This is a genomic window from Rhizobium bangladeshense, from assembly GCF_017357245.1.
In the GTDB taxonomy this organism is placed as follows: Bacteria; Pseudomonadota; Alphaproteobacteria; order Rhizobiales; family Rhizobiaceae; genus Rhizobium; species Rhizobium bangladeshense.
In genome coordinates, this window is record NZ_CP071612.1 from 3957501 (window position 1) to 3974002 (window position 16502).

Here is a 16502-nt window from a genome sequence, read left to right on the forward strand (position 1 = left end):
GCGAAGTTTCGTTGCGCTGGCTCTCGGGCACGTTCCTCACCGGTATCACATCCTCTGTCCTGATGGGCGTCGCCCTTTTTGCCGCCCTCGACGGCCGCCAGCAGCTGGCGATTCCTGCCGAGGCCTATGCGAGTGCTGCCGCAGAGGCGCATGTGGATACGACGGTGGTCCGTGGCGGCAGGCTGATCGCGCCCGCCATCGCTGCAAAACCTTCCGACCGGGCGATCATGGAAGTTTCGACCGTCGTCCATGACGGCGAGAAGGAGGTCGTGCGCCGCCAGCCGTTCGCGCATGTGAAGATGACGCTGGCCGCTAACCATGTGGCGACCGAAGACTACCCGGATTTCGATCCTCTGGCGATCTTTTCCGCCGACGAACCTCAGCCCGCTCCGCAGAGCCGCACCGGCGCAATTTATGGCTCCGATGTCGAATCCGAAGTCAGCCTGAAGACCATTCCCTTCCCGACCGGCAAGCCCGGCATGAAGATGGCCTCTGGCCTTTCGCTCGAGGAGGTCGAAGAAAACGTCCGCTCCAACGGCTCCGTGCTGACCGACGGCAACACGCAGCTCGCGGCTCTCTACTACGTCGATCCACGGCGTTTCTCTAACGAGGAAGCCGATGTTGATCTGACCGCCGGCCTGTCCGCCCGCGTGCTCGAGCAGAATATGACGGTCTCGGCATCGGAATCGATCACGCCGCAGACCGAGGAATTCGCGGATGATATCCTCCCGGTGCGCGTCGATGCACCGATCGCCAAGGCGCTGACTGATTCAGGCTATCCGCAGCAATATGCCGACGGAATTGCCGGCTTCATCGCCCAGCAGCTGGGAACCAGCGATCTCGAAGAAGGCGACGTGCTGCGTATCGGCATCATCCAGAAGGGTGAACAGGCAAAGATCATCCGGGCCAGCGTTTATCGCGGAACACGCCATCTGGTCACCGTGGCTCTCGACGACAAGGGCAAGTATGTGCCCGGCAGCGAGCCGCCGATGCTGGACGCCATCGCTACGGCCTTCGACGACAATACCTTCGCTCCGCCGCCCGGACAGAACCTCCCGCGCGTCTATGACGGCATCTATCGCGCCGCCCTTTCCTACGGCATGACCAAGGATATGACCGCGCTGATCATCAAGCTGCTCGCAAGCAATGTCGATTTCCAGGCGCAGTTGAGACCGACCGATAAGCTGGAGGCATTCTTCTCCGTCGCCGACAGCACCGGCCAGGCGACGGAAGATTCCGAACTGCTCTACGTCAATGCCCGTTTCGGCGATACGCAGACGCGCTTCTATCGCTTCCAGGATCCCGACGACGGCACGGTCGATTATTTTGACGAGAACGGCAAGAGCATCCGCCAGTTCCTGCTGCGCAATCCGGTCCCGAACGGCATTTTCAAGTCGGGCTTCGGCATGCGCCGCCACCCGATCCTCGGTTTCGCCCGAATGCATACCGGCGTCGATTGGGCAGCCCCCCGCGGCACGGCGATCATCGCCGCCGGCAACGGCACGGTCGAAAAAGCCGGCTGGGATTCCGGCGGATATGGCAACCAGACGATCATCCGCCATGCCAACGGCTATGAATCCTCCTACAATCACCAGAGCGCCATCGCCAAGGGCGTCGTTCCCGGCGCGAAAATACGTCAGGGCCAAGTGATCGGCTGGGTCGGCACGACGGGTGAATCCACCGGCCCGCACCTGCATTACGAGCTGATCGTCAACGGCACCAAGGTCGATCCGTTGCGCATCCGACTCCCCGGCGGAAAATCGCTGCAGGGCCAGGCGCTGGCGAAATTCGAAGACGAGCGAAAGCGTATCGATACGCTGCTGAACAACCAGACGCCGGATCAGGTGGCGAGCAAGTAGTCTGTAAACGAAAATGGCGGCCGAAGCCGCCATTTCCCATTCCTCGACAAAATAGATTAAGCCGCTGCGCTCACCGTCTGCCGCGTGCTGAACTGGAGCCGGTCCGAACCGTTGGTCACCTTGACAGTCGATCCGTCCGGCACCTGGCCCGACAGGATCTGCTCGGCCAGCGGGTCCTGCACGAACTTCTGGATCACCCGCTTCAGCGGCCTTGCGCCGTAAATCGGATCGTACCCCTTATTCGCCAGCCAATGGCGGGCTTCCTCGTCGAGATCGATGACGATCTTGCGTTCGGACAGCAATGCTACCAACCGCTTCAGCTGAATGTCGACGATTGCACCCATCTCCTCGCGTTTTAGGCGGTGGAAGAGGATGATCTCATCGATGCGGTTCAGGAATTCCGGCCGGAAATGCCCGCGCACGACGTCCATCACCTGCTCGCGAACGGTGTCACTGTCATCGCCGTCCCTAAGCTGCGTCAGATATTCGGCTCCGAGGTTCGAGGTCATGATGATCATCGTATTGCGGAAGTCGACCGTCCGCCCCTGGCCGTCCGTCAGGCGTCCGTCGTCAAGCACCTGCAGCAGGATGTTGAAGACGTCGGGATGCGCCTTCTCGATCTCGTCGAACAGCACGACTTGATACGGCCTGCGGCGCACGGCTTCCGTCAGCGTTCCGCCTTCATCGTAGCCGACATAGCCGGGAGGCGCGCCGATCAGCCGGGCGACGGAGTGTTTCTCCATGTATTCCGACATGTCCATGCGCACCATCGCCGTCTCGTCATCGAAGAGGAAGCGGGCGAGAGCCTTGGTAAGCTCCGTCTTGCCGACGCCGGTCGGGCCGAGGAAGATGAACGAGCCGATCGGCCGGTTCGGGTCCTGCAGGCCGGCACGCGCGCGCCGCACCGCCCGCGACACGGCCTGAACCGCATCGCCCTGGCCGATCACCGATTTCGCCAGCTCGTCTTCCATCCGAAGCAGCTTGTCGCGTTCGCCTTCCAGCATCTTGTCGACCGGAATGCCGGTCCACCGGGAAACGACATGGGCGATATTGTCGGGGCTGACCACCTCCTGCACCATCGCCCCGCGCTCGCCGTCCTGCTTCTCGGCTTCGACCAGCTGCTTTTCGAGATCCGGAATGACGCCGTAGGTCAGCTCACCGGCGCGCTGGAATTCACCCTTGCGCTGGGCGATCGCCAGCTCGTTGCGGGCATCGTCGAGCTGCTTCTTGAGATCGGCGGCGAGGCCGAGCTTCTGCTTTTCCGCCTGCCAGCGGGCCGTCAGCGCATCGGCCTCCTCTTCGAGCGCGGTGAGTTCGGTCTCCAGCCGCTTCAGCCGGTCGGCGGAAGCCACGTCATTTTCCTTCTTCAGCGCCTCGCGCTCGATCTTCATCTGAATGATGCGACGGTCGAGTTCGTCGAGCTCTTCCGGCTTGGAGTCCACCTGCATGCGCAGCCGCGCTGCCGCCTCATCCATCAGATCGATCGCCTTGTCGGGAAGGAAGCGATCCGTGATATAGCGATTGGACAGCGTCGCGGCCGCGACCAACGCCGCATCAGCGATGCGCACCTTGTGATGCTGCTCGTATTTCTCCTTGAGGCCACGCAGGATCGAGATCGTATCTTCCACCGTCGGCTCGTCGACGACGACAGGCTGGAAGCGGCGGGCAAGGGCCGGATCCTTCTCGACATGTTTACGATATTCGTCGAGCGTGGTGGCGCCGACGCAATGCAGCTCGCCGCGCGCAAGCGCAGGCTTTAGAAGGTTGGAGGCATCCATCGCTCCATCGGCTTTACCGGCGCCGACCAGCGTGTGCATCTCGTCGATGAACAGAATGATCTCGCCGTTTTCCGCCTGGACTTCGTTGAGAACAGCCTTCAGCCGCTCTTCGAATTCGCCGCGATATTTCGCACCCGCAATCAGCGCGCCCATGTCGAGCGCCATCAGCTTCTTGTCCTTGAGCGATTCCGGCACGTCGCCGTTGACGATACGCAGAGCCAGACCTTCGACAATCGCCGTTTTGCCGACGCCCGGCTCTCCGATCAGCACCGGATTGTTCTTGGTGCGGCGCGACAGGACCTGGATGGTGCGGCGGATCTCGTCGTCGCGGCCGATCACCGGATCGAGCTTGCCCTCCCGGGCTTCACCGGTGAGGTCGCGGGCGAATTTCTTAAGTGAATCGAAGCCCTGCTCGGCACTGGCCGAATCTGCCGTCCGTCCCTTGCGGATATCGTTGATGACCTGGTTGAGACCCTGGGCTGTTACACCTGCATTCTTCAGCGTCGAATAGGTAGAGGCCGAGGATTCGATCGCCAGCGCCTGCAGCAGACGTTCGACCGTGACAAAACTGTCGCCAGCTTTCTTGGCCGCCTCTTCGGCGGTCGAAAGCACCTTGGCGAGCGGTTGCGCCAGATAGATGTTGCCGTTGCCGCCCGATATCTTCGGCATCTTGGCAAGAGCCGCGTCATTGGCAAGGCGAGCAGCCTTGGCATCGCCGCCGGCACGCTCGATCAGCGACGCCGCCATGCCTTGATCGTCATCGAGCAGGACTTTGAGCACATGTTCGGGTGAAAATTGCTGATGGCCCTGCGCCAGCGCGTAAGTCTGGGCCGACTGGATGAAACCGCGCACCCGCTCGGAATATTTCTCGATATTCATATTCTACCTCCATTGATCGCCCTGCCCTTACGAGGCGCAGACCGATGATTGAGATCGACCCCCTGAAAAGGCAGGCCGCGCTTGACCCATTTGGGATTTGGGCGAAGCAGTTCGAGGAGAATATGGTACCCGGCCCGAAGAGTTTAAAGAGCCCGGAAAATGAAAATCCCCGGCGGAAGGCCGGGGATTTTCAAGCAAATTCGAGTAGATGACCTGAGCCCTCGGCTTTTCCTGAAGCGAGGACCGATATCTCTTATTCCGATGCGACGTCCGCCAACACAGGCGCCTCGGCGGAAGTGCTCTCGCCCTCGCTGGCTGCATCGCCCTCTGCGCCCCGACGCGGCCGGCGGGGACGATTGCCGGCGCTGCGGCGGCGGGGTTGCCGTTCGCGCGGCTGAGCGGCGGAGCCTTCCTCGTCCATGGCGACCTCGGCGGGAATACCCTCGATCTCCGGCTGGGGCCCGGTTCCGTCGATGACTTCGGGCTGGGGTGCCTGGGCAGGCGCCGCGGCGGCGGGAACCGGCTGCGGCTGTGCCTGCGGTTGGTGCTGCCTGCTCTGCGGCGGCTGGACGACAGCGACATCATCGCCGTCATTTTCGTTGTTATCAATGTCGTCGCTATCGCGATCCGCCGAGTCGCGGTCATTGAAGTCGCCGCGGTCGTCGCGCTGGAACCGCTCCTGCATCTGCGCCTGAGCGCTGGCGATGATGCGATTGTAATGTTCGGCGTGCTGAAGATAGTTCTCGGCCATCACGCGGTCGCCAGAGCTCTGGGCATCACGGGCAAGCTGCGCATATTTCTCGGCGATATGCTGTGCGGTACCGCGAATCTTCACATCGGGACCGGAGCTGTCATAGGTCCGAGTCAGCGGATTGCCGCCCTTGCGGTTAAAATTGTTGTTATTATTTCCGCCGCCGCCGTTGTTATTGTTGTTACCACGCCCTCGACCGCGCTTGTTTTGCTGTCCTGGCCTCATAGATCGTTCACCTGAATTCTCTGTTTGTGATGGATACATGGCACCAACCGCCATGACCGGAAAACCGGGTCAGGACCTTTGTGCCGCGAGCATACTGCGCCTCTGCGCCGACCTGCCGCTTGGTTCTCAAGTCAGTTTGACTGATTCACGCGTTGGGTCGTGTTCAACCGTTGAAACTCTCGTTAAAAGAGCGGACCCCCGAGGCAAACCAAGTACCGAACGAATCTCGTTCATTCCTATCTGCCCAACACGTGTCCGCAACCTATATTGCTTCCCTGGGAAATCCAAGCCTTTTCTTCGCAATAACAATAATGTCCCGTTCAATGCCGCAATTATCGCCGTTTACGCGAGCGCGAACACGAGCGCCCTGTCGTTCTGGCCATAATCTTTCACGGATTTGAGGCACCTGAAGCCTTTCGCTTCGAAGATCGCCGTCACATCGTTTCGCTGATCGTAGCCGATTTCCAGTCCGAGAACCCCATCGGGCCTCATGAACCTTGCCGCATCCTTGGCTATGGCTTTGTAGGCGTCAAGCCCATCCGGGCCGCCATCCAGCGCTGCAACCGGATCAAATTTCGTCACTTCGGGAGCGAGATCGTGAATGACCTTGGAGGCAATATAGGGCGGATTTGAGACAATCGCGTGAAAGGAGCCATGGATGTTGTCGAACCATCTCGACTGTATGGCCTGAAAGCGATCCTGCAACCCGTTTCTTTCCGCGTTTGATCTTGCCGTGCCTAGGGCATCCGCCGATATGTCGCTGCCGACACCTGACGCATCGGAACACTCGCTCAGAAGCGCAAGGCAGATCGCCCCGGTCCCGGTTCCTATGTCCAGAATATGGAGATGATCGTGGATCTTTGCAAGGTCCTGGAGATAGGGAAGCACCGTATCGACCAGGATTTCCGTATCCGGCCGCGGCTCCAGCGTCTCCGCCGATAGGCAAAGCGGCAGGCCGTAAAATTCCCGCTCGCCAAGAATGCGATGCACAGGCTCATGGTCAAGCCGCCGTTCCATCGCCTTAAAAATCACTTCGATCTGCTCAGGTGAAAGCTTCTCGGCCGATCGCGTCAACAGCTCGGTCGACGACTGTTTCAAAAGGCCTGCGACAAGCAGTCGCGCATTGGTTGCCGCATCGACGATGCCCGCCTCTGTGAAACGACGGCGCGCTTCAGCAAGCATATCGGCAACCGTCGCGCTCATTGTTGCTCGCCGAGCTGCGCCAGCTGGCTTGCCTGGTAATCGGCCATCAATGCATCGACGACCTCCTCGATCTCGCCTTCCATCATCCGGTCGAGCTTGTAAAGCGTCAGATTGATGCGGTGGTCGGTTACCCGTCCCTGCGGGAAATTATAGGTACGGATGCGTTCCGAACGATCGCCGGAGCCAACCTGGCTCTTGCGATCGGCCGAGCGCTCGCTGTCGGCCCGTTGCCGCTCGGCATCGTAGAGCCTGGAGCGCAAGACCTGCATCGCCTTGGCGCGGTTCTGATGCTGTGATTTTTCCGAGCTGGTGACGACGATGCCGGTCGGCAGATGGGTGATGCGCACCGCCGAGTCCGTCGTATTGACGTGCTGACCGCCGGCGCCCGAAGAGCGCATCGTATCGATGCGGATATCTTCCGGCCGGATTTCGATGTCGATCTCCTCGGCTTCCGGCAGCACTGCCACTGTGGCGGCCGAGGTATGGATGCGCCCGCCCGCTTCGGTCTCCGGCACGCGCTGCACGCGGTGCACGCCGGATTCGAATTTCAACTTGGCGAAGACGCCCCGGCCTGTGATCGTCGCGATGATTTCCTTGTAGCCGCCGGCCTCACCCTCGCTTGCCGAGAGCACTTCCACCTTCCAGCCCTTTTCCGAGGCAAAACGCTCGTACATCCGGAAAAGATCGCCGGCAAAAAGCGCAGCTTCCGAGCCGCCGGTGCCGGCGCGGATTTCCAGGATCGCGCTCTTTTCGTCGGCTGCGTCCTTCGGCAGAAGCAGGATCTGCATTTCCTGCTCCAGCGCCTCGATCCGCGCTTTTACTTCGGGCAGTTCGAGTTCGGCGAGATCGCGCATCTCGCGATCGACCGATTTGTCCTCGAGCAGCGTTTCGAGATCGGCGAGCTCGGCGCCGGACTTCTCATAGGCGCGGATCTTCGTCACGACGGGCTGTAGCTCGGAATATTCGGATGCGAGCTTCACATAGACATCGGCGGTTGGACCAGCCGACATGCGCGCCTCAATCTCGCCGAAACGGCGTTCCAGCTCGCGCATCTTTTCAACGGGAAGCTTCGCCACCCTTCACTCCGATTCTTGCTATATTTGTCTAAAGGGGAATATTGTGGCTCTCGGCGAAGCGGGCAAGCACCTCGCGCATCGGCTCCGTGCTGCGATGATCGTCGAGCACTTCGTCCATCACCTTCGCCAGCGCCCCGACATCAAGCCCAAGCAGCATCGCCTTCACCGGCCCTATCGAGGCGGGCGACATCGAGATCGCCCGAAAGCCGATGCCGAGTAGCGCCATTGCCGAAAGCGGCTTGCCGGCAAGCTCGCCGCAGAGCGTCACCGGCGTCTTGTTCCGATCCGCCCCGCGCACGATATCGCGCAGGATCCGCAAAAACGGCTTGCCGAGTGGATCGAAGCGATCCGACACCCGCGCATTGCCGCGATCGACCGCCATAGAAAACTGGAAGAGGTCGTTGGAACCCACCGAGACGAAATCGACCGCCTCCATCAGTTCATCAAGCTGCCAGAGCAGCGCGGGCACCTCCAGCATCGCTCCGAATTGCAGCTTGCGCGGCAGCCCGTGCCCGAAGCGCGACAGATGCTGCACTTCCTTCTGCAGGAGTTCGCGCACCATCTTCAGCTCGGAAACCTCCGTCACCATCGGAACCATCAGCTTCAGCTCGGTATCGGCCGATGCCTTCAGCAGGGCGCGCAGTTGGGTGCGCAACAATCCCGGCCTGTCGAGCGACAGCCGGATCGCACGCCAGCCGAGTGCGGGATTTTCCTCCTCGTGGCCACGGAAATAAGGGACGACCTTGTCGCCGCCGATATCGAGTGTGCGGAATGTGACAGCGCGGCCCGCCGCCTGCTTGATCACATTGCGATAGAACTGCTCCTGCTCTTCCGCCTTCGGCATGGTAGAGGCGATCATGAATTGCAGCTCGGTGCGGAAGAGACCGATGCCCTCCGCACCCGATTCCGAAAGCTGCGGCAGGTCGACCAGCAGACCGGCATTCATCATCAGCGAGATCCGCTGGCCGTCCTTGGTAACCGGCTCGATGGCGCGCAGTGCCCGGAACTGCTCCTGCCGCCTGGCGCGGAAGCGCACCTTTTCCTCGTAGGAGCGCCGATGATCGGCCATCGGCCGGAGATGCACATGCCCCTCATCGGCGTCGATGATCACGGCATCGCCATTCTCGGCGAGCGCTACAACGCCCGCCGCCTGGCCGATGACGGGAATGCCCATGGCGCGCGCGACGATCACCACATGGCTCGTCACCGCCCCTTCCTCCAGCACCAGTCCGCGCACATTGGCACGGGGATAATCGAGCAGCTCGGCCGCCCCCATGGCGCGCGCCAGAATGACCGCATCGTTCGGGAAGCCCTCCGCGGTCGTCCGGCCTGTATAACCCGTCAACTGCCTGAGCAGTCGGTTTGCCAGATCCTCGAAGTCATGCATGCGTTCGCGCAGATAAGGGTCGGTCAACCGCATCATCCGCGCCTTGGTGTCGCTCTGCACCTTTTCGACTGCCGCTTCTGCCGTCAGGCCGTTACGGATCGCCTCTTCGAGCTTGCGCACCCAGCCCTGGTCGTGCGCGAACATACGATAGGTTTCGAGCACCTCGCGATGCTCGCCTTCCATCGACACGTCACGGCGCGACAGCATGTCGTCGATCGAGATCCTCAGCGAGCCCATGGCCTCCGCCAGCCGCCGGATCTCCTTCTCCGCATCTTCGTTCAGCAGGTTGGTGACGACGATGCGCGGCTCATGCAAGACGACGTAGCCGAGGCCTATGCCGTCGTTGTAAGTATCGCCGTCGATCGTCACTGATCGTGTCAGGTCGAGTTCGAGGCCCGGTTTGGTGATCTTCTTGAGCTCGCCGGTGGCGATCATCTCGGCAAGCACCATCGCTGTCGTTTCGAGCGCTTCCACCTCCTCGTCGCGATAGTTGCGGCTCGCCTTGTTCTGCACGACGAGAACGCCGAGCGAGCGCCCGGTTCTCAAGATCGGCACACCGAGGAAGGAATGGTAGATTTCTTCACCCGTCTCCGGCAGGTAGCGGAAGGCCGGATGCGACTGCGCGTCGGAAAGGTTCAGCGGCTGCGCCGAGGCGGCGATCGTGCCGACGAGGCCCTGCCCCATCTTCAGCTGCGCCAGGTGCACGGCTTCGCGGTTGAGGCCTTCGGTCGCATAGAGTTCAAGCACGCCGTCGGCGCGCAGCACATAGACGGAGCAGACTTCCGCCACCATATTGCCGGCGATCTGGCGGACGATTCGGTCAAGACGATCCTGCGGCTCCAGCGGCTCTGCCATCAACTCGCGCAGCCGCCTGAGCAGCACGCGCGGACCGCCGGAAAGGTCTCTCATGGCGTCTCAAGCTCCCGAAACAACGCACTCAGTCCCGGCAGGCCGGCCCTCGTCTCCTCAACCTGAAGGGGCAGGCCGCCCACTGGGAATCAATTCTTATCCAGACCGTAGCAGGAATGCAAAGTCCTGACAGCGAGTTCTGCATAGGGACCGTCGATCAGGATGGAAATCTTGATCTCGGAGGTAGTGATCGCCTTGATGTTGATGCCTTTTTCGGCAAGTGCACGAAACGCGGTCGCGGCAACGCCGGCATGACTGCGCATGCCGATACCGATGACGGAGACTTTCACCAGGCCCGATTCGTTCTGCACGACATCGTAGCCGATCTTCTCCTTATGGTCGCCGAGCACCTTGATCGCCTTCTCCACGTCGCCCGACGGCACGGTGAAGGTCATATCGGTCTTCGACCCGTCCTCGGAAATATTCTGGACGATCATGTCGACATTGATATGGGATTCGGCAAGCGGCCCGAAGATCGCGGCGGAAACGCCCGGCCGGTCGGCAAGACGGCGAAGCGAGATCTGAGCCTCATCCTTGGCATAGGCGATGCCGGTGACTACTTCCTGTTCCACGATTTCATCCTCGTCACAAATCAGTGTTCCGGGCGGGTTCAACAGATCGCCCATGCCCGGAGCATCGGGATCTTCGAAAGACGAGCGCACGAAGGTGCGCACCTTGTGCACCATGGCAAGCTCGACCGAGCGCACCTGCAGCACCTTGGCGCCGAGCGAGGCCATCTCAAGCATTTCCTCGAAGGCGATCTTCTTCAGCCTGCGCGCCTGCGGCACGATGCGCGGATCGGTCGTGTAGACGCCGTCGACATCGGTATAGATATCGCAGCGATCCGCTTTGACAGCGGCCGCGATGGCGACGGCCGACGTGTCTGAGCCGCCGCGTCCGAGGGTGGCGACGCGGTTGTCCGGCCCCAGCCCCTGGAATCCGGCAATGACGGCGACCTGCCCCTCGCCCATCCGCTTGATAATGTCGGAACCGTCGATCTCGAGAATCCGGGCCGCACCATGCGCATTGTCCGTGCGGATCGGGATCTGCCATCCCTGCCAGGACCGCGCATTGATATCCATCGCTTGCAATGCGATCGCCAGCAGCCCCGAGGTCACCTGCTCGCCGGAGGCGACGACCGAATCATATTCCCGAGCATCGTAAAATGGCGAGTTGGCGCCGATGACCTTGGGCATGCCCTGCACCCAGCCGACCAGTTCATTGGTCTTGCCGGACATTGCAGAGACGACCACCGCCACCTCGTGGCCGGCATCCACTTCGCGTTTCACATGGCGGGCAACGTTCTTGATGCGGTCCAGGTCAGCGACGGACGTGCCGCCGAATTTCATTACGATGCGTGCCATATGCCCCTACCACGACTTGCGCCGGAAAGCGGAAAACCGGACCCGGCATAACGAAGCCCAGGGGTGACCGCTCGGTGAAAGAGCCAGATCCCAGATTCTGGAACCGCTCTAATGCCCAGGCCCCCAAAGGCCTCAAGTTGCGGCGTCTCTTAGCGAGTTTGGCGGGGGGAGGCAAGCGTGGGCGATAAAAGCAGTTGCCTGGCGGTTCCGCACCCGTCCGCCTCCTGATCTCAGCCCCTTGACTTATGCCACCGATCGTCCGACTTCAGATCTCACGAACGAAGGAGCGGACGATGACAGAAAGCGCCAGAAGCACGATCGACCAGGGCGAAGTGGACCGCTTCTCGGCGATGGCGGCGGAATGGTGGAGCCCGACCGGCAAGTTCAAGCCGCTGCACAAATTCAACCCCGTCCGCCTCGCCTATATAAGAGACAAGGCCTGCGAGAATTTCGGCCGTGATCGGAAGAGCCCGCGCCCGCTCGAAGGTCTGCGCGTGCTCGACATCGGTTGCGGCGGCGGCCTGTTGTCCGAGCCTGTTGCCCGCATGGGCGCCACCGTGGTCGGCGCCGATCCTTCCGAAAAGAATATCGGCATCGCCTCGACCCATGCGAACGGTTCCGGCGTCTCGGTCGACTACCGCGCCGTCACTGCCGAGGAACTCGCCGATGCCGGCGAGACTTTCGATATCGTCTTGAACATGGAAGTGGTCGAACACGTCGCCGACGTCGAGCTCTTCATGAGGACCTGCGCCAAAATGGTCCGCCCCGGCGGCCTGATCTTCATCGCCACGATCAACCGCACGCTGAAGGCGGCGGCGCTCGCCATCTTCGCCGCCGAAAACATCCTGCGCTGGCTGCCGCGCGGCACCCATCAATATGAAAAGCTGGTGCGCCCGGAAGAGCTGGAAAAGCCGCTCACGGCAAGCGGCCTTGAGATTACCGATCGAACCGGCGTCTTCTTCAATCCGCTGTCCAACCAGTGGAACCTGTCCAAAGACATGGACGTGAATTACATGCTGCTGGCGAAGCGGACGGTATAATTCCGGCAGCCAATGCTACATTTCAGCATCTGCTCCCGTGGCCATATGCATGACTGCATCTCAGTTTACGTCCTCAGGCAAAACGGGAATGGCAGCAATCTCGATGCCTTCGTCGACGAGCGCCTGCGCCTCGTCGACGGTTGCTTGGCCGATGATGCCCCGGGCGTCCGCCTCGCCATAATGGATCTTGCGGGCTTCCTCGGGAAATTTCGTGCCGACATCCTCGGAATTGGCCTTGACGGCCGCAACTGCCTCTTTCAGCTTTTGCAGGGCCTCCCGGCGCATGGCATCCATCGCCAACGTCTGCCTCTCATCCTTCTTGCGCGCGGTCGACACCGAGGGCGCCATCAGGAGCTTGGACACGGCGGCGGAATGGCAGACCGGGCAGGTCAGGAAGCCGCTCGCGAGCTGGCGGTCGAAATCGGCGCTTTCTGAAAACCAGCCTTCGAATTCATGCGCATTGTCACAGGTAAGGGAATAGCGGATCAAGCGGCGACGCCTCCTGCGACTGCCCCCGCGATCTTCTCGACCGAGAATTCCCGACCGTTCCTCAGGTTCGGGATCTTGTCATGGGCGGCCTTGACCGCGCTGGGATCGATCTCGGCAACGATGACCGCCTCGCCTGTTGCGCCGGCCGAGGCCAGCACGGTGCCCCAGGGATCGATGATCATCGAGTGGCCGAAGGTCTCGCGCCCGTCCTCATGCCGGCCCGCCTGCGCTGCGGCAACGACGAAGACGCCGTTTTCGATCGCCCGTGCTCTCAACAGGATTTCCCAATGCGCCTCACCGGTTTGCTTGGTGAAAGCGGCAGGAACCGTCATCACCTCGGCGCCGGCAACGGCCTGAGCGCGGAAAAGCGCCGGGAAGCGGACGTCGTAGCAGATGGCAAAACCCATTTCGGCAAAGGGCAGCGACAAGACGCGTGCCTCCGAGCCCGCGGTATAGGCGGCGCTCTCGCGCCAGCTCTCGCCGTTGTCGAGATCGACGTCGAACATATGAATCTTGTCGTAGCGATTTAGAATCCGGCCGTCAGGACCAAAGAGGAAGCCGCGATTGGCAATCTTTCCATGGGCGAGCGCGATCGCCGTCGAGCCGACATGCATGTAGATGCCGAGTTCCCTGGCAAGCTCGGAGCCCGTCTTGACGATGATATCGTGCGTCTCGTCGGCAAGCACGGCGCGTGCCGCATCGCGGTCACGCTGCAGCATGCCCGTCATTTCAGGCGTCTGCACATAGGTCGCGCCCTGCGCTGCAGCCTCGCGCACCAGCCGCGCCATGGCGGCGGCATTCCTTGCGGGATCGACCCCGGAGCACATCTGAACAGCGGCGGCCTTGAAGCTCATCGGATCTTCCTTCAGGCCGCCAGCATCGGGTCGAGCTTGCCGGCTCGATCCAGCGCGAAGAGATCGTCACAACCGCCTACATGCTCGGCACCGATGAAGATCTGCGGGAAGGTCGTCCGCCCGTTTGCCTTGCCGATCATCTCCTGGCGTAGATCCGGCGAATAGGTGGCGTCGTGCTCGACATATTCGACGCCCTTTTGTTCGAGCAGGGACTTGGCGCGGGCGCAATAGCCGCAGAACTGCCGTGTATAGATCGTGACGGGTACCATGATATCTCCAGACGAATGCCGGGTATTTTCTGTCATATAGGCTCGGAAATGGCCCTTGCAAAGGTTAAAACCGTGATATCCGCCGCACCCGCCTTACGCAGCGTCCGGCTTGCGGCGGCGACCGTTGCCCCAGTCGTATAGACGTCGTCGACGAGCACGATACGCTTGCCGAAAACGTCGCTCTCGCAGCCTTTGGCAATCGCGAAAGCACCTCTGACATTGTCCTCGCGCGCCTTGGCGCCGAGGCCGACCTGCTGGCTGGTGCGCTTGAGACGGATGAGCGTGGAGGCAAGCAGCGGTTTGTCCGATAGCCTCGCCACATGGCGGGCAAGTTCGGCAGCCTGGTTGAACTTACGGGCCAGCATGCGAGTGCGGTGCAGCGGCACCGGGACCAGCGCGTCGCAGCTTTCGACCGCACCGTCGGAGGCACGCAGCATCCAGCCGGCCATCATCGGCGCCAGATCGGTGCGATCGCGATATTTCAACCCGTGAACAAGATCGCGGACCGCATGGTCATGCGTCGCCGCCGACCGCAATCGGTCGAAAGGCGGGGGATTGGCGATCGCCTCTGCGCTGAGGATGCCGGCGCCGAGATCATGCGAGAAGGGAATGCCGAGCACTTCGCAATAGGGCCGCTCGATGAAGCGGATGCCGGACCAGCATTTCGCGCACAGCCCACGATGGCCGCCGGTCGAAATGCCGCAGACGGAACAGGCGGGCGGATAGAGAAAATCGGCAAGCGCCGAAAACGGTCGCAGGAGATGCGCCCGGAGCAAATCCGCCGGTCTTTCGGAGTGGATCCGTTTCATAAGGTCGAGACTAGCCTGTTCTCTTCGAAAGGAAAATCGCCTTGCCGCTGCAGCCAGCCGGGACTATGGACATACCATGGAAACGATCTTCGATAGAGCCCTGATCGCCGCACACCGTCATCGCGCGCTTGTCAATAATGACCTGAAAGCCGCCTTCCTGCTTGAGATCGCAGCCAAGGAAATGGCCGAGAGGCTTGTTGTCGTCGAGCGGCGCTTCGAAACCGCCGTTGAATTGCATGGCACAACCGGTGCAGCCGCCCGCGCGGCAATGGCGACGGGCAAGATTGGCACAATGATCCGCGTCGAAAGCGAGAAGGCCTATGCGGGCCCGGGCGAAACCCTTGTCGAGGCGCCGCTCGAGGAGGTGCCGCTTGCGCCCCAATTGACCAACCTCATCCTTGCGCCGCTCAGCCTGCATCTGACCAACGACACGCCTGGCGTTTTCATCCAGGTTCGCCGCGCTCTGAAGCCGGACGGCCTGTTCCTGGCGGCCATCCCCGGCGCCGGCACGCTGCAGGAGCTGCGCGACGTGCTTTTGGCTGCCGAGCTCGAGATGACGGGCGGCGCAAGCCCCCGCGTCATCCCCTTCGCTGATGTGCGCGATATCGGCAGTCTGATGCAGCGCGCCGGCTTCACCCTGCCGGTGATCGACGCTGAGAACTATACGGTCCGATATGACTCGCTCTTTCCGCTGATGCGCGATCTCAGGGCGATGGGCATGAGCAATCCGCTTGCCGCCCGTAGTCGCATGCCGCTGACGCGGGCCTTCTTCCTGCGCGCCGCAGAGATCTACGCCGAGCGATATTCCGATGCCGATGGACGCATTCGCGCGACATTCTCGATCATCTATGTCTCCGGATGGGCTCCGCATGAGAGCCAGCAGAAGCCGCTTCAGCCGGGCACGGCCAAAGCACGTCTTGCCGACGCCCTGAAAGTGGACGAACACAAGCTCAGGCAGTGATCATCGGCAGCTTCTTCAATTGACGGTGATATTGTTGGTGACCATGTTGAAGACGTTCTGCAGGCTGCCGGTGAAGATGCCGAGACCCGAGACAAGCGCAGTGCAAATGATGGCGGCGATCAGGCCGTATTCGACCGCCGTCGCACCTGTGTCATCTGCAAGAAATGCTTTCCAAAGACGCATTACCCAACCCTCTGCGTGAACGCCTGCAACGATCAATTCCACGGCCACCGGGCGATGGCAGTCATTCCAAGCAACCGGCTTCAGCAGCCGGCGCCGACGCCGTAGCCCTGGACGACGCAGACGGAGCCGGGCGTATCCTGAAGGACGCTACGGCGAATCGTATAGTGCTTGCCGCTTTCGTTCTTCGGAATCGACCCGGTTGTGATCGTATCGAAATCAACCGGCGCGCTCGCAAAGACGCTTTTCTTGGAGGAATCCGCAAGCATCGGGGTTAGGATCAGCGTTAGCGCGACCACGGCCGTGCCAAAGAGAAGGGCGATATTGAGCGCGCCCGTCCTGCGCGAGGCAGACGCAGCCCGTTCCTTTTCCCGGACAGCTTTCCAGAAATCATCGTCCATGACGTCAAGCCTTTTAAATACGCACGCCAGATGCTTGATTGAGGCTGATCTTTGGCAGAAGGTGTTAA

The 16502-nt window shown here is 61.4% G+C and carries 15 protein-coding genes (1 of these 15 only partly in view); 3 read left to right on the plus strand and 12 right to left on the minus strand.

All coding sequences use genetic code 11. The features are described from left to right. Positions 1–1859, plus strand: the 3' portion of a protein-coding gene (locus J2J98_RS19065; RefSeq protein WP_207601851.1) for a M23 family metallopeptidase. It extends 82 nt beyond the left edge of the window; only the last 1859 of its 1941 coding nucleotides appear in the window; the start codon falls outside the window, past its left edge; it ends in the stop codon at positions 1857–1859. Positions 1860–1915: 56 nt separating this feature from the next. On the opposite strand, the gene clpB is transcribed toward J2J98_RS19065, so the two are convergent. The 6 genes from clpB to J2J98_RS19095 all read right to left on the minus strand — a co-directional run bounded on the left by clpB (position 1916) and on the right by J2J98_RS19095 (position 11431). Continuing rightward, entirely contained in the window at positions 1916–4516 is a 2601-nt protein-coding gene (gene clpB, locus J2J98_RS19070) for an ATP-dependent chaperone ClpB (RefSeq protein WP_207601852.1), read from the minus strand. Positions 4517–4769: 253 nt separating this feature from the next. Continuing rightward, positions 4770–5492 carry a DUF4167 domain-containing protein gene (locus J2J98_RS19075; RefSeq protein ID WP_207601853.1) on the minus strand — a complete coding sequence of 241 codons (723 nt, stop codon included), beginning with the start codon at positions 5490–5492 and terminating at the stop codon, positions 4770–4772. 342 nt (positions 5493–5834) lie between these two features. Then, positions 5835–6695: a peptide chain release factor N(5)-glutamine methyltransferase gene (gene prmC, locus J2J98_RS19080; RefSeq protein ID WP_138396970.1), complete on the minus strand. Its 861-nt coding sequence runs from the start codon at positions 6693–6695 to the stop codon at positions 5835–5837. Beyond that, positions 6692–7771 carry a peptide chain release factor 1 gene (prfA, locus tag J2J98_RS19085; protein WP_064713719.1) on the minus strand — a complete coding sequence of 360 codons (1080 nt, stop codon included), beginning with the start codon at positions 7769–7771 and terminating at the stop codon, positions 6692–6694. The genes prmC and prfA overlap by 4 nt, the downstream gene beginning before the upstream one ends. Positions 7772–7799: 28 nt before the next feature. After that, positions 7800–10067 (minus strand): phosphoenolpyruvate--protein phosphotransferase, encoded by a 2268-nt coding sequence (ptsP, locus tag J2J98_RS19090; protein ID WP_138396968.1) that lies wholly within the window; start codon positions 10065–10067, stop codon positions 7800–7802. An 89-nt stretch (positions 10068–10156) separates the two neighbouring features. Further along, on the minus strand, positions 10157–11431 hold the full coding sequence (locus J2J98_RS19095; protein ID WP_064710596.1) for an aspartate kinase: 1275 nt from the start codon (positions 11429–11431) through the stop codon (positions 10157–10159). Positions 11432–11724: 293 nt separating this feature from the next. Here J2J98_RS19095 and ubiG point away from each other — a divergent pair, with 293 nt between their 5' ends. Continuing rightward, positions 11725–12471 carry a bifunctional 2-polyprenyl-6-hydroxyphenol methylase/3-demethylubiquinol 3-O-methyltransferase UbiG gene (gene ubiG, locus J2J98_RS19100; protein ID WP_207601854.1) on the plus strand — a complete coding sequence of 249 codons (747 nt, stop codon included), beginning with the start codon at positions 11725–11727 and terminating at the stop codon, positions 12469–12471. Between the two features lie 60 nt (positions 12472–12531). On the opposite strand, the gene J2J98_RS19105 is transcribed toward ubiG, so the two are convergent. Genes J2J98_RS19105 through J2J98_RS19120 form a run of 4 tightly spaced genes read right to left on the minus strand, consistent with a single transcriptional unit; the run spans position 12532 to position 14892 of the window. After that, positions 12532–12960, minus strand: a complete 429-nt coding sequence (locus J2J98_RS19105) for a DUF1178 family protein (RefSeq protein WP_138396966.1) — start codon at positions 12958–12960, stop codon at positions 12532–12534. Further along, complete coding sequence (locus J2J98_RS19110) at positions 12957–13814, minus strand: carbon-nitrogen hydrolase family protein (RefSeq protein ID WP_064710599.1); 858 nt, start codon at positions 13812–13814, stop codon at positions 12957–12959. Before J2J98_RS19110 ends, J2J98_RS19105 begins: the two co-directional genes overlap by 4 nt. Positions 13815–13825: 11 nt before the next feature. After that, the gene (gene grxC / locus J2J98_RS19115; protein ID WP_064710600.1) at positions 13826–14083 is read right to left on the minus strand and encodes a glutaredoxin 3; all 258 of its coding nucleotides are present in this window, start codon (positions 14081–14083) and stop codon (positions 13826–13828) included. A gap of 32 nt (positions 14084–14115) precedes the next feature. After that, complete coding sequence (locus tag J2J98_RS19120) at positions 14116–14892, minus strand: ComF family protein (protein ID WP_207601855.1); 777 nt, start codon at positions 14890–14892, stop codon at positions 14116–14118. Positions 14893–14968: 76 nt separating this feature from the next. Here J2J98_RS19120 and J2J98_RS19125 point away from each other — a divergent pair, with 76 nt between their 5' ends. Beyond that, positions 14969–15853, plus strand: coding sequence for a methyltransferase domain-containing protein (locus tag J2J98_RS19125; RefSeq protein ID WP_207601856.1), 885 nt, complete (start codon positions 14969–14971; stop codon positions 15851–15853). A 15-nt stretch (positions 15854–15868) separates the two neighbouring features. Here the strand turns inward: J2J98_RS19125 and J2J98_RS19130 are convergent, their stop codons facing one another. Together J2J98_RS19130 and J2J98_RS19135 are read right to left on the minus strand one after the other, a co-directional pair. Next, positions 15869–16036: a Flp family type IVb pilin gene (locus J2J98_RS19130; protein WP_064710603.1), complete on the minus strand. Its 168-nt coding sequence runs from the start codon at positions 16034–16036 to the stop codon at positions 15869–15871. A gap of 80 nt (positions 16037–16116) precedes the next feature. Then, positions 16117–16434, minus strand: coding sequence for a hypothetical protein (locus J2J98_RS19135; RefSeq protein ID WP_064710604.1), 318 nt, complete (start codon positions 16432–16434; stop codon positions 16117–16119). Positions 16435–16502: the final 68 nt, after the last annotated feature.